Source organism: uncultured Limimaricola sp., assembly GCF_964022235.1.
Lineage (GTDB): Bacteria > Pseudomonadota > Alphaproteobacteria > Rhodobacterales > Rhodobacteraceae > Limimaricola.
Genome location: NZ_CAXHZL010000003.1, coordinates 79,747 through 91,813 on the forward strand (window position 1 = coordinate 79,747; position 12,067 = coordinate 91,813).

General features: G+C 64.9%; 12 protein-coding genes. 3 read left to right on the forward strand and 9 right to left on the reverse strand.

What is annotated here, in order from left to right; translation table 11 throughout:
- The first annotated feature begins 237 nt into the window (after positions 1–237).
- Entirely contained in the window at positions 238–843 is a 606-nt protein-coding gene (locus AADJ02_RS05010) for a LysE family translocator (protein ID WP_341211901.1), read from the forward strand.
- 68 nt (positions 844–911) lie between these two features.
- On the opposite strand, the gene AADJ02_RS05015 is transcribed toward AADJ02_RS05010, so the two are convergent.
- The 5 genes from AADJ02_RS05015 to mgtE form a co-directional block, all read right to left on the reverse strand.
- Positions 912–1,661, reverse strand: coding sequence for a YebC/PmpR family DNA-binding transcriptional regulator (locus AADJ02_RS05015; protein ID WP_341211902.1), 750 nt, complete (start codon positions 1,659–1,661; stop codon positions 912–914).
- A gap of 73 nt (positions 1,662–1,734) precedes the next feature.
- Complete coding sequence (locus AADJ02_RS05020) at positions 1,735–3,513, reverse strand: SLC13 family permease (protein WP_341211903.1); 1,779 nt, start codon at positions 3,511–3,513, stop codon at positions 1,735–1,737.
- A 66-nt stretch (positions 3,514–3,579) separates the two neighbouring features.
- Positions 3,580–4,395: a TIGR00282 family metallophosphoesterase gene (locus AADJ02_RS05025; protein ID WP_341211904.1), complete on the reverse strand. Its 816-nt coding sequence runs from the start codon at positions 4,393–4,395 to the stop codon at positions 3,580–3,582.
- A gap of 135 nt (positions 4,396–4,530) precedes the next feature.
- A complete protein-coding gene (locus tag AADJ02_RS05030; RefSeq protein WP_341211905.1) occupies positions 4,531–5,097 on the reverse strand; it encodes a 5-formyltetrahydrofolate cyclo-ligase in 567 nt (188 codons plus the stop codon).
- On the reverse strand, positions 5,094–6,482 hold the full coding sequence (mgtE, locus tag AADJ02_RS05035; RefSeq protein WP_341211906.1) for a magnesium transporter: 1,389 nt from the start codon (positions 6,480–6,482) through the stop codon (positions 5,094–5,096). Before mgtE ends, AADJ02_RS05030 begins: the two co-directional genes overlap by 4 nt.
- Before the next feature lie 110 nt (positions 6,483–6,592).
- Here mgtE and guaD point away from each other — a divergent pair, with 110 nt between their 5' ends.
- Positions 6,593–7,882 carry a guanine deaminase gene (gene guaD, locus AADJ02_RS05040; RefSeq protein ID WP_341211907.1) on the forward strand — a complete coding sequence of 430 codons (1,290 nt, stop codon included), beginning with the start codon at positions 6,593–6,595 and terminating at the stop codon, positions 7,880–7,882.
- Positions 7,883–7,894: 12 nt separating this feature from the next.
- Here guaD and hisN read toward each other — a convergent pair whose 3' ends face one another.
- Both hisN and AADJ02_RS05050 read right to left on the reverse strand, forming a co-directional pair.
- Positions 7,895–8,701, reverse strand: coding sequence for a histidinol-phosphatase (gene hisN, locus AADJ02_RS05045; protein WP_341211908.1), 807 nt, complete (start codon positions 8,699–8,701; stop codon positions 7,895–7,897).
- Positions 8,702–8,805: 104 nt separating this feature from the next.
- A complete protein-coding gene (locus AADJ02_RS05050) occupies positions 8,806–9,174 on the reverse strand; it encodes a helix-turn-helix domain-containing protein (RefSeq protein WP_085894704.1) in 369 nt (122 codons plus the stop codon).
- 546 nt (positions 9,175–9,720) lie between these two features.
- Between AADJ02_RS05050 and AADJ02_RS05055 the strand changes: the two genes are divergently transcribed.
- On the forward strand, positions 9,721–10,497 hold the full coding sequence (locus AADJ02_RS05055) for a Bax inhibitor-1/YccA family protein (protein ID WP_341211909.1): 777 nt from the start codon (positions 9,721–9,723) through the stop codon (positions 10,495–10,497).
- A 410-nt stretch (positions 10,498–10,907) separates the two neighbouring features.
- Here the strand turns inward: AADJ02_RS05055 and phaR are convergent, their stop codons facing one another.
- A complete protein-coding gene (gene phaR, locus AADJ02_RS05060; protein WP_341211910.1) occupies positions 10,908–11,447 on the reverse strand; it encodes a polyhydroxyalkanoate synthesis repressor PhaR in 540 nt (179 codons plus the stop codon).
- Positions 11,448–11,568: 121 nt separating this feature from the next.
- Positions 11,569–12,033 carry a phasin family protein gene (locus AADJ02_RS05065; RefSeq protein WP_341211911.1) on the reverse strand — a complete coding sequence of 155 codons (465 nt, stop codon included), beginning with the start codon at positions 12,031–12,033 and terminating at the stop codon, positions 11,569–11,571.
- Positions 12,034–12,067: the final 34 nt, after the last annotated feature.

Genomic DNA, 12,067 nt, shown 5'->3' on the forward strand with positions numbered 1-12,067 from the left:
CTGCCGGTCGCACAGAATACGGATGCTCCTCCTCCCAGACAGGCATCCGTTGCATAGACCGGCCGGGCCCTCCTCCTCCCTGGTCCAAGCCGGTCGACCGAGACGGCCACGGGTTCTCCTCCTCCTCCCTGAGGCCCGCGAACCGGAACAGACGGCGGCGCCCCTCCTCCTCCCTGGGCGTCGCCGTTTCTCGTTTTGGGACTTCCCATTTCCGCCGGACGGTGCAGATTGGCGCGCATGACCGCGCTCTCGCTGCTTCCCGCTCTCATGGGCTTTGCCCTCGTCACCCTGTTCACGCCGGGGCCGAACAATCTGATGCTCATGGCCTCGGGTGCCAATTTCGGCCTGCGTCGCTCGGTGCCACACATGGCAGGTGTGGCGCTCGGGTTTGCAGGAATGGCAGGAATGGTCGGGCTCGGGCTGGCGCGGGTGTTCGAGGTCTGGCCGGTGCTGACCGGCGTGCTGCGCGTGGCCTCGATCGGCTTTCTGCTCTGGCTCGCTTGGAAGATCGCCAGCGCCGCACCGAAATCCTCGGCCGCCCCCGAGACCGAAGGCACACCGCTCACCTTTCTTCAGGCGGTGGCGTTTCAATGGGTGAACCCCAAAGCCTGGGCCATGTCCGTCACGGCGACCAGTGCCTATGTCGGCGATGGCGGGCTGTGGGGCGTGGCGCTCGTGGTGACGGTTTTCGCCGTCATGGGCACGGTCTCGGCCGGGCTCTGGACGGTTCTGGGCCAAAGCCTGCGGCGCCTGCTGTCGGACCCGCGCCGCCTGCGAATCTTCAACATCACAATGGCCCTGCTGCTCGTCGCCACGCTCTGGCCGATCCTCGCGGCCCTTTGACGCGAAACGCCGGAGACCCGTGAAGGCCCCCGGCGCCGGGATCACATCGTCAAGGCCGATCAGCGCGATCAGCTTTCCGAATAGGCCTGCATCACTTCGTCCGAGGCCTCGAAGTTCGTCGTGACGTTCTGCACGTCGTCGTCGTCCTCGAGCGTCTCGACGAGCTTCATCAGCTTTTGCACGCCATCGAGGTCGAGCGGGGTGCGGGTCTGCGGCTTCCAGATGAGCTTGGTGGTCTCGCTCTCGCCGAGTTCAGCCTCAAGAGCCGTCGCCACCTCGTTGAGGTCGGTGTCGGCGCAGTAGATCCAGTGACCGTCCTCGTCGCTTTCGACGTCCTCGGCGCCGGCCTCGATCGCGGCCATCATCACCGTGTCGGCGTCGCCGACGCTGGCGGGATACATGATCTCGCCCTTGCGATCGAACATGAACGACACCGAGCCGGTCTCGCCCAGATTGCCGCCGCTCTTGCCGAAGGTGGAGCGGACGTTCGAGGCGGTGCGGTTGCGGTTGTCGGTCATTGCCTCGACGATGACGGCGACGCCGTTGGGGCCATAGCCCTCATAGCGGATCTCGTCATAGCTCTCCGCGTCGCCGCCCTGCGACTTCTTGATGGCGCGGTCGATCACGTCTTTCGGGACGGAGACGGCCTTGGCCTCCTTCACGGCCATGCGCAGGCGCGGGTTCTTGTCGGGATCGGGGTCGCCCATCTTGGCGGCGACGGTGATCTCCTTGGAGAGCTTCGAGAACAGCTTGGAGCGTGCGGCGTCCTGCCGCCCCTTGCGGTGCTGGATGTTGGCCCATTTGGAATGGCCTGCCATGACGGGGCTCCTGTCGTGATGTGCGAAAGTCCGGGTCTCTATATGCCAGCCCCCCTGAAGGGGGCAAGCGGGCTCAAAGCGGGAAGAACAGCGGGATCACGATGGCGGCCGTCAGCGCCGTCAGCACGTTGAGCGGAACGCCAATCCGGAGGAAGTCCGAAAACTTGTAGCCGCCGGGGCCATAGACCAACGTGTTGGTCTGATAGCCGATCGGGGTGGCAAAGCTCGCGGAGGCCCCGAACATCACCGCCACGATCAGCGGGCGCGGATCGACGCCCAATGCCTGCGCCAGACCGATGGCCACGGGGGTAAGGATCACCGCCACGGCGTTGTTCGACACGATCTCGGTCAGAACCGAGGCCAGAAGATAGACCACCAGCACCAGCGCCCAACTCGGCAGATGCGTGAGCCACGGGGTGAGCCATTTGACCAGCAGCGTCACCGCCCCCGAATGATCGAGCCCCGCGCCCACCGCGAGCATCCCGAAGATCAGCGCCAGAAGCCGCCCGTCGATAAAACCGAAGGCCTCGTCGGCGTCGATGCAGCGCGTGAGCAGCACCACCGCCACGCCAAGAAAGCTCATTACCGCGATATTGGCCACGTTAAGCGCCGACAGGCCGACGATGGCCACCAGCACCGCGAGCACGATCGGTGCGTGGCTGCGGCGATAGGCGCGCTCGGTCGGCTCGGCGATGTTGACGAGGTTCATGTCCGTGGCGAGCCGCTGCACATCGGCCATCGAGCCTTCGAGCAGCAGCGTGTCGCCCACACGCACCACCAGATCGTCGATCTGGCGGCCGATGTTCTTGTCGCGGCGGTGTACCGCCAGCGTATAGACACCGTAGCGGCGACGCAGGCGCAGATCGCCCAGCTTGCGGCCCACCATACGGCAGTCGGGCGAAATCAAGACCTCGACCGTGGTGGTCTCCACCGCCGAGACCTGATCGACCCGGCGCAGGCTCTTGTTGGATTGCAGCGACAAAAGCTCGGTCATCGCGGTGCGCAGCACCACGCGGTCGCCCACCTCGAGCGTGACGCCTGCGAGGTTGCGGCGCAGCGAAGCGTCGCCGCGCACCACGTCGATGAGCCGCACGCCGTCGCGCTTGAACAGCTGCACATCGGTGACCTCGCGGCCGATCAGGTTGCTGTCGGGCGGGATCACCGCCTCGGTGAAGAAGCGCATCTTCGATTTGCCGGACAGCAGCCCGGCCATCGAATCGCGGTTTGGCAGCAGCTTGCGGCCGAACAGCCCAAGATAGGCCACGGCAACCGTCGCCATGACGAGACCCGCACCGGTGATCTCGAAGATGCCGAAGGGCTCCATGCCCGAGGCCTGCACGACGCCGTCCACCAGCAGGTTGGTCGAGGTGCCGATCAACGTCAGCATGCCGCCGAAGATCGCGAAGTAGCTCAGCGGGATCAGCAATTTCGAAGGCTGCTGTCCCATCTGCGCCGAGAGCCGCACGAAGATCGGGATCATCACCACCACGATCGGGGTATTGTTGATGAAGGCCGACATGGCGAGAACGGTGAATGTCAGCGTGATCAGCGTCGTCTTGGGATGCCGTTCCACGTGGCGCGCGGCCTGTGCCGAAATCCAGTCGAGCGCCCCGGTGCGCACCAAGGCGCCCACCACGACAAAAAGCGCCGCAATGGTCCACGGAGCGGGGTTGGCGAAAATGCTGATGGCGGTGGCTTCGGGCAGGATGCCCAGCACCAGCATCGTCACCGCCCCGGTGATCGCCACCACCTCGACGGGGTAGGCCTCGCGCAGGAAAGCGAGGAACATCGCCAGCACGATCACCATGGCGGTGATCGCTTCGACTTCGGGCGACAGGGAAATGCCGAACATCGTCAGAACCTTTTCAGGCGACCGTGGATTACGGTCGGTACACTACAACGGCCGGGGGCCGGCCCCTCATGCGGGGCCACATTGCGACAGACGCCCGCCCTGACGCACCATTTCGACCCGGCTCGCAAGTCCGGTCCGGTCGTCGGTCTCGACATAGAGACCCGACAGGGTGACGTCCTGCATCGCTGGGGTGAAGCGTCCGCCCGGCATGCCGGTGATGAAGCGCCGCAGTGGCTCGTCCTTTTCCATGCCGATGACGCTGTCGTAATCGCCGCACATGCCCGCATCCGACTGGAACGCGGTGCCGCGTGGCAGGATCGTTGCATCCGCCGTCGGCACATGGGTGTGCGTGCCCACCACGATCGAGGCACGGCCGTCGCAGAAGTGCCCCACGCCCATCTTCTCGCTCGTCGCCTCGCAATGAATGTCGATCAACGACGCGGCCACCGTTCCACCCGGCGGATGCGCTTTCAGCACCGGTTCGAGCGCCGAGAACGGATCGTCGTAGGGACGGCTCATGAAAACCTGCCCCAGCGCTTGCGCCACCAGCACCTTGCGGCCACGCGTCGCCTCGAACACCCGCGCGCCGGTGCCGGGAGCGGATTTGGAGTAGTTGAGAGGGCGGATGATACGCGGCTCGCTCTCGCAAAAGCGCATCATGTCCTTCTGGTCGAAGGCATGGTCGCCCAGCGTGATGACGTCGGCCCCCGCTTCAAGGATGCCCTTGGCATGTTCCGCCGAGAGCCCGCGCCCGCCGGTCGCGTTCTCGCCATTGACCACCACGAAATCGAGCCGCCAGTCGCGCCGCAGGCCCGGAAGCCGCTCTGCCACGGCCTGCCGGCCACCGCGACCCATCACGTCGCCAAGGAACAATATTCTCATTCGGTCGGTGTTAGGGCGGTGTTTTGCAAAGGGCAAGCGAAGCGTCGCGGCCCGGCCCCGTCACGTGGCGACGCCGCGCGGACCGCCCGATCCGGCGGTGCCATGCGGCCCGGAACACCCGTTCGCGGAGCTTAATCAGGACGGGACGATGATCCCGGATTCGGTGATGATCAGGTCCAGAGGCTGGTCGGTCTCCTCGACCGGAATTTCCTCGGTCTCCTGGGCGGCGAAGGCGAAACCGACGGCAACAACCGGCCCCGCGGCGCGCAGCAACTCCAAGGTGCGGTCGTAGAATCCACCGCCATAGCCTAGCCGGTGTCCGTGTCGGTCGAAGGCCACCAGCGGCAGGATGACGATGCGCGGCACGATCCAGTCGCCCGCGACGGGGATGTCCGCGCCGAAATGTCCTTTTTCGAGTTCGCAGCCTGGCGTCCATTCGCGAAACCTGAGCGGCCTCCCTGCCCCCTCGATCACGGGCACCCCGACCCGGGCGGTCTCGGAGGCCTTGGCCATCGCGGGAGCCGGGTCGATCTCGCTGCGCATGGCCATGTAGCCCGCCACCGGCAGGCCAGGATGCTCGGCAATCCAGCGTGTCAGATGCTCGGCCTGCGAACCCGCGCTTCGATGCGCCATCTCGCGGCGCAGGAACGCCGCCTCGCGCGCCGCCCTCTTGCGCGCCGCGAGGCCCGTGTGCCCGCTCACAGCAGGATCACCGAAGCGAGGCCGAGGAAGGCGAAGAAGCCCACCACGTCGGTCACGGTCGTCACGAAGGTGCCAGAAGCCAGCGCCGGGTCGACTCCAAACCGGTCGAGCACCACCGGCACCACCACCCCCGACAGCCCCGCAACCACGAGGTTGATCACCATCGACACCGCGATCACCGCCCCCAGAAGCGGCGAGCCGAACCAGACGATCCCGACGATGCCCATCACCACCGCGAAGGCGAGCCCATTGATCAGCCCGACGATCACCTCGCGCCGGATCACGCGCCAGACGTTCGATGTCGTTAGGTCGCGCGTGGCGATCGCCCGCACCGCGACGGTGAGCGACTGGGTACCCGCGTTGCCGCCCATCGAGGCCACGATCGGCATCAGCACCGCGAGGGCCACGAGACCTGCAATGGTTTCCTCGAAAATCGAGATCACGAGCGAGGCAATGATCGCGGTGCCAAGGTTCACGGCGAGCCACGGGAGCCGCTGCCGCGTCGTCTCGCGCACCGAATCCGACAGCTCGCTTTCGCCGCCGACACCAGCGAGGCGCAGGATGTCCTCTTCGTGTTCCTCGTCGAGCACGTTCATCGCATCGTCTATCGTGATCACGCCCACGAGCCGGTCGTCATCGTCGACCACCGGAGCCGAGATCAGGTGATACTGGTTGAAGGCATAGGCCACCGCCCCTTCGTCGTCCTCCACGTGAAACGTGCGAAAGCTTTCCTCGGTGATGTCGCGCAGCGGCGTGGCGCGCGACTTGGAAAGAAGCCGCCCGATCTGCACGTAGCCGACCGGCTTCATGCGCGGATCGACGAGCATCACGTGGTAGAACTGGTCAGGCAGCATCTCGGAGCGGCGCAGGAAGTCGATCGCCTCGCCCACGGTCCAATGCTCAGGCGCGCGCACCACTTCGACCTGCATCAGGCGGCCGGCGGATTCCTCTGGGTAGGCCAGCGCCTTTTCGACCGCGATCCGGTCGTTGGCAGCCAGAGCGTCGAGCACGGCGGCCTGCTGGTCCTCGTCGAGGTATTCGACGAGGTCGACCACATCGTCGGATTCCAGCTCGCGCACCGCCTCGGCCAGCTCGGTCGGCGCAAGACTCTGGATGATTTCTTCGCGCAGGTTGTCGTCGAGTTCCGAGAGGATCTCGCCGTCCATCCCGCCCTTCCAGAGCGCCAGAAGCGCGCGCCGGTCGCGCGCGTCGATCTGTTCGAGAAGGTCGGCGATGTCGGCGGCGTGCAGCGGGTCGAAGATCGCATCGAGCCGCGCCGCGTCGCCGGCCTCGACCGCATCGAGCACCTCGTCGAAAAGCCGCGCCGGCAGGCCGAAATCGCCCTCGTCGTCCTGTGCGTCCTGGGGGTCGAGCTGGTCGGTCATGGCGGCTCCCGATGTTTGCGCGGACCATAGTGAATGTTCGCGCGACGGCAACCGGGGCGCATGGCACAGGTTGGATTTACCTCACGCGCAGCCGCTCCTATCGTCACCGCATGACAAAGACATTGCACCTGGGTCAGACCCTGAGCTTCACCGGCGATCCCTTCGTTGAAGGTCCTGCCGCCGCCACCCATTCGAGCCGCGGCGCGGTGCTGGTCGAGGGCGGCCGCGTCATCGCCACCGGCGAGGCCGACAGCCTGCGCGCGCAGAGCGGCGATGCGAAGGTGATCGACCATGGCGACGGTCTGATCCTGCCCGGCTTCGTCGACGCGCATATGCACTACCCCCAGACCGCGATGATCGCGAGTTGGGGCAAGCGGCTGATCGACTGGCTGAACAGCTACACCTTCCCCGAGGAAATGAAATTCGCCGACCGCGCCTATGCGGACGAGATCGCGGGCCGCACGCTCGATCTCGCGCTCGCGCATGGCACCACGACGCTGACCAGTTTCTGTACGATCCACCCCGGCAGCGTCGACGCCTTCTTCGAGGCCTCCGAGGCCCGCGGCATGGCAGGTTTCGCGGGCAAGACCTGCATGGACCGCAACGCCCCCGAGGGGCTGCGCGATACCGCGCAAAGCGCCTATGACGACAGCAAGGCACTGATTGCCCGTTGGCACGGGACGGGCCGCGCCACCTATGTCATCACCCCGCGTTTTTCGCCCACCTCGACGCCGGAGCAGCTTTCGGCTCTGGGCACGCTCTGGGCCGAACATCCCGATTGCCTGATGCAGACGCACCTGTCCGAGCAGGTCGACGAGATCGAATGGGTCAAGGGGCTCTACCCACAGGCGCGCGACTACCTCGACACCTATGAAGAACACGGGCTTCTGGGTGCACGAGGGCTGTATGGCCACGCGATCCATCTTGAACCACGCGAGGCCGACCGCCTGCGCGAAACGGGGGCGGGCCTCGTGCATTGCCCGACCTCGAACACTTTCATCGGCTCCGGGCTGTTCGACATGGCCGCAAGGGTGGCCGAGGGGCAGCGGATCGGACTTGCCTCCGACACCGGCGGCGGCTCGTCGTTTTCGATGCTGCGGGTGATGGGCGCGGCCTATGAGATCGGCCAGCTCAAGCGCAACCCGGTCCATCCGGCACAGCTCTTGTGGCTCGCCACCGAAGGCTCGGCCAAGGTACTCCATGCGGAAGGTGAGATCGGTCGCCTTGCGCCCGGAGCCATGGCCGACATGATCGTGCTCGACCTCGCCTCGACGCCGGGCATTGCGCAGCGCTCGGCGCTGGCCTCGGACATCTGGGAGGCGCTGTTCCCGACCATCATGATGGGAGATGACCGTGCCATCGCGAAGACCTATGTCGCGGGACAGCAGATGAAGGGCTGAGGCCCTTTGGCCCTACCCGCGCAGCAACTCCAGCGCTTCGGCGTGAATCTGGGGGTTGGCGGCGGCGAGCACGCGGCCGCCCTCATGTGCGGGGCCGCCCTCCCAATCGGTGACGACGCCGCCTGCGGCCTCGATCACCGCGATGGGGGCGCAGATGTCATAGCTGTTGAGCCCCGCCTCGATCACCAGATCGACCTGACCCAAAGCGACGAGCGCATAGGCGTAGCAATCCATGCCGTAGCGGGTGAGCCGCGCCGCTTGGCTCACCGCCTCGAAGCCCGCGCGATCCTCGGGCGTGCCCACTTCCGGAAAAGTTGTCATCACTGTCGCCTCGGCAAGCGGACGCGCGGTGCGGCAGCGCAGCGGGGCTTCGCCGCGCGGACCGGTGAGGCGTGCGACACCAAAGCCACCTTCGAAGCGCTCGTCGACATAGGGCTGGTCGATCAGGCCGAACACCGGGCCGTCCGCATCGCGGACCGAGATCAGCACGCCCCACGTCGGCGCACCGCAGATATAGGCGCGTGTGCCGTCGATCGGATCGAGCACCCATGTCAGGCCGCTGGTGCCGGGCGTCTCGCCATATTCCTCGCCCAAGATCGCGTCGTGGGGGCGGCGACGGGCCAGCACCTCGCGCATCGCGCGTTCGGCGGCGCGGTCGGCCTCGGTCACGGGATCGAATCCGGCGCCGTCACCGGTCTTGTCATCGGTGGCGATGGCCTGTCGAAAGTGGCGCAGGGTCTCGGGCCGCGCGGCATCGGCCAGCGCGTGGGCGGTGGCGATGAGATCGCGCGAGAGATCGGTGGGAAACGTGCCGGTCATGAGATGTCCATCCAGATCGGACGGTCAGCTCCCGCCCCGGCAGGGGCGGTAGCGCGCGGACGGCGCTCCGGTCAAGCCGGAGGGCCGTCCGCGAACCGGGACTTTCAGGCGGCGTCGCTCAGCACGCGGGCCAGATCGAACAGACGGCGGCGCTGCTGTTCGGGGATCGCGTAGTAGGACCGCAAAAGCTCCAGAGCCTCGCGATCGGCCATCACGTCTCCGGGCATGTCGCCGGGGCGGGCTTCGGGTTCGGCGGCGTCCATGCCTTCGAAGAAGAAGGAAACCGGCACGCCGAGCGCATGCGCGATGTCCCACAGACGCGAGGCCGACACACGGTTCATGCCGGTCTCGTACTTCTGGATCTGCTGAAACTTGATGCCGACCTTTTCGGCCAGTTGCTGCTGTGTCGTGCCATTCATCCACCGCCTGTGACGGATGCGCTTGCCGACATGAACGTCAACGGGGTGCTTCATGTCTCGTCCCTTTTGCTTTTGCTTTTGCGAATATTGGCGATCGTTCAAGGAATATCGCTACGCACGTGAAATATGTTGCAGACACATTGTGCCCCTCTATATACCCATATAGACACGCATCGGTTGCATCGGTCATCATGACTTTTTGGTCATGAAACGGGGCATTGGGTCACGGAGACCTGTCCGGAAGGACAGGAGTGTGGTGCAAACCGATGTTTTCAAAGGCAGATCCCTCCCGCTTTGCGGGTATGTGATCAATTTCACTCCCGCTCATCCAAAGCAGAACGTGATCTGTACTTCCTTAACTATTGACCGCAGCAGTCGTTCGGCACCCCATCCGCCCCTGCGCGGCCAAAGCTAGTTCAGCGACGAGTAAGCGTCGGTTTTACCCCACCGCCGTGTCCCATCTGCCGTCATTCCTGCGGCATCGCTGCGACGAATGAGCATCTGGGTCGAAACCCGTCGGCAGCCTGGGCACCTGATCTTGAATATTCGCCCCTGATCGCCAATATCGTCAGCAAGACTTGTATTCCAACGGAGGTCTCGATGGCTGACTACAACACGATCCACGCGACGGCCGGGGCCCGTACCGCTCGGATCGATGCGGGGCTTCGCGCCCACATGAACAAGGTCTACGGCACGATGTCCGTGGGCATGCTGATCACCGCCGCCGCGGCATGGGCCATTTCGGGTCTCGCCGTGACGACAGATCCCGGCATGGCCGCGGCACAGATCGGCACCGGCAAGTACCTCACCAGCTTTGGTGCCGCGATTTATACTTCGCCCCTGCGCTGGCTGATCATGTTCGCGCCGCTCCTGTTCGTCTTCGGCTTCTCCGCCGGCATGAACCGCATGTCCGCAGCGACCGCGCAGGTCGTGTTCTACGCCTTTGCGGCTGTCATGGGCCTGTCGCTCAGCTCGATCTTCCTCGTCTTCACCGGCGTGTCGATCATTCAGGTCTTCCTGATCACCGCGATCGCTTTCGCGGGTCTGTCGCTCTACGGCTACACCACCAAGAAGGACCTGTCGGGCTTCGGCACCTTCCTTATCATGGGCGTGATCGGCCTGATCGTCGCCTCGATCGTGAACATCTTCCTCGCCTCCTCGGCGGTGGCTTTCGCGATCTCGGTGCTGGGCGTCCTGATCTTCGCGGGCCTGACGGCCTACGACACGCAGAACATCAAGACGATCTACCTGAGCCACGCCAGCCATGGCGACAGCGAGTGGCTGGGCAAGGCCGCCATCATGGGTGCGCTGCAGCTCTACCTCGACTTCATCAACATGTTCATGTTCCTGCTGCAAATCTTCGGCAATCGCGAATAAGCGAAGCGAGCGGGATACGCCTTCGGGGGCCGGTGGAAACACCGGCCCTTTGTCGTGGCCGCCCCCGTCCTAGCGTCGCTCGAAAGTCGCTATTTTTGATGGTTACGAAAACGCCCTTCATGGGCGTCTATCGGCTAGTGAGCTGGTCGCCAAAGCTTGCACCGATCGAGGGCTGTTATGCCGCCCGCAGGGACAATCGATTGTGCTCTGCGGGCCCTTCATCCTCGCGAAGCACGGATGGTTCTCCAAGCCGGAGACGGCCCTGAACAAGGTTTCTGCCGACGCTGCCAGAGTGAAGCAAAGAGGAGGGCACTTTGCCCCCCTTTTTTTTGCCCTATGACCACGCCTGGGCCGACGCCGGGGGAATGATCTCGGCCTCCGTCATCCCATTGGCATGGGCCCGTCGCGGTTTACTTACCCATGCGGGCCAGCTTGGACTGAAGCTCGGCAAGCTGCTTCTTGATATCTTCGAGATTGTCGTTGCTGCCATCCTGCCCCGGGCCGGTCGATCCCATGACGCCGCCGGTCATCGCCTTGAAGAAGGCCTGTTGCTGTGCACGCATTGCGTCGAAGCCCGGCATTTGCCCCATGGGCGAAACCTTGGTCATGTTCTCCATCAGCTTGGATTGCCCATCGCGCAGCATCTCGAACGAGGCGGCGAGGAACTGCGGGACCACTGAGCTGGCCTGGCTGGTATAGCTGCGCACCAGATCGGTGAGCACGTCCACCGGCAGAACACTCTCGCCCCGGCTCTCGTGCTCGGCGATGATCTGCAACAAATACTGCCGCGTCAGGTCGTCGCCCGATTTCAGATCGACGATCTGCACCTCGCGGCCCGTGCGGATGAAGCCTGCGATGTCCTCGAGTGTGACGTAGTCGCTGGTCTCGGTGTTGTAGAGCCTGCGGCTGGCATAGCGCTTGATCAAAAGCGGTTTTGTGGTCTCGGCCATCTCGGTCCCCCCAAGGCATGATGCGCTGCAGCAAAGCCTAGGGCGATGTTTCCCAAAAAGAAAGGGCGGGCTGCGCGTGGCAGCCCGCCCATACGGCGAGGGAGGATCGCCGCAGTGCGGCTTACTTGGAGGCCGTCTGAGCGGTCTGTGCCGAAGCTTTGCGGGTCGCGGCCTGCGCGTCGGCGCCGGCCTTCTTGGCGGCGGCGGTCATGTCGTCGCTCATGTCCTTGCCAGCCGAGAGCATCAGCTCGAGGGTCTCGGTCTGCAGCTTCTTGGCGATTTCGGCGAAGGCGGCCATGTGCTCGGAGGCGGCTTCGGCGGAGGCCGAGGCGAAATCGCTCATCGACTTGGCGTAGTCGGCAGGCTCGGACTTGGCACGGGTCACTTCACCGAACTTGGCGAGGGTGTCCTGGGCCCACTTGGCCGACAGCTCGGTCGACTTCTGAGCGGCCTCGAGGTTGGCGGCCGACAGCTTCTCGGCGAGAGCGGTCTGGTTGCGGAAGGTCTCTTCCATGTTCTTGGTGTCGACGGGGAAGGAGCCCATCATGTCTTTGAAGATCGCGGTGAAATCTTGAGTGTTGGCCATTTGAGGTCCCTTTCTGGTCGCTGGTGCGGCAGCT

Excerpts from the sequence above, each read along its gene's own strand:
- AADJ02_RS05015 (WP_341211902.1), bottom strand. The coding sequence starts at position 1,661 with ATGGCAGGCCATTCCAAATGGGCCAACATCCAGCACCGCAAGGGGCGG.
- AADJ02_RS05020 (WP_341211903.1), bottom strand. The coding sequence starts at position 3,513 with ATGTTCGGCATTTCCCTGTCGCCCGAAGTCGAAGCGATCACCGCCATG.
- AADJ02_RS05065 (WP_341211911.1), bottom strand. The coding sequence starts at position 12,033 with ATGGCCAACACTCAAGATTTCACCGCGATCTTCAAAGACATGATGGGC.
- AADJ02_RS05010 (WP_341211901.1), top strand. The coding sequence starts at position 238 with ATGACCGCGCTCTCGCTGCTTCCCGCTCTCATGGGCTTTGCCCTCGTC.
- guaD (WP_341211907.1), top strand. The coding sequence starts at position 6,593 with ATGACAAAGACATTGCACCTGGGTCAGACCCTGAGCTTCACCGGCGAT.
- mgtE (WP_341211906.1), bottom strand. The coding sequence starts at position 6,482 with ATGACCGACCAGCTCGACCCCCAGGACGCACAGGACGACGAGGGCGAT.
- phaR (WP_341211910.1), bottom strand. The coding sequence starts at position 11,447 with ATGGCCGAGACCACAAAACCGCTTTTGATCAAGCGCTATGCCAGCCGC.
- hisN (WP_341211908.1), bottom strand. The coding sequence starts at position 8,701 with ATGACCGGCACGTTTCCCACCGATCTCTCGCGCGATCTCATCGCCACC.
- AADJ02_RS05055 (WP_341211909.1), top strand. The coding sequence starts at position 9,721 with ATGGCTGACTACAACACGATCCACGCGACGGCCGGGGCCCGTACCGCT.
- AADJ02_RS05025 (WP_341211904.1), bottom strand. The coding sequence starts at position 4,395 with ATGAGAATATTGTTCCTTGGCGACGTGATGGGTCGCGGTGGCCGGCAG.
- AADJ02_RS05050 (WP_085894704.1), bottom strand. The coding sequence starts at position 9,174 with ATGAAGCACCCCGTTGACGTTCATGTCGGCAAGCGCATCCGTCACAGG.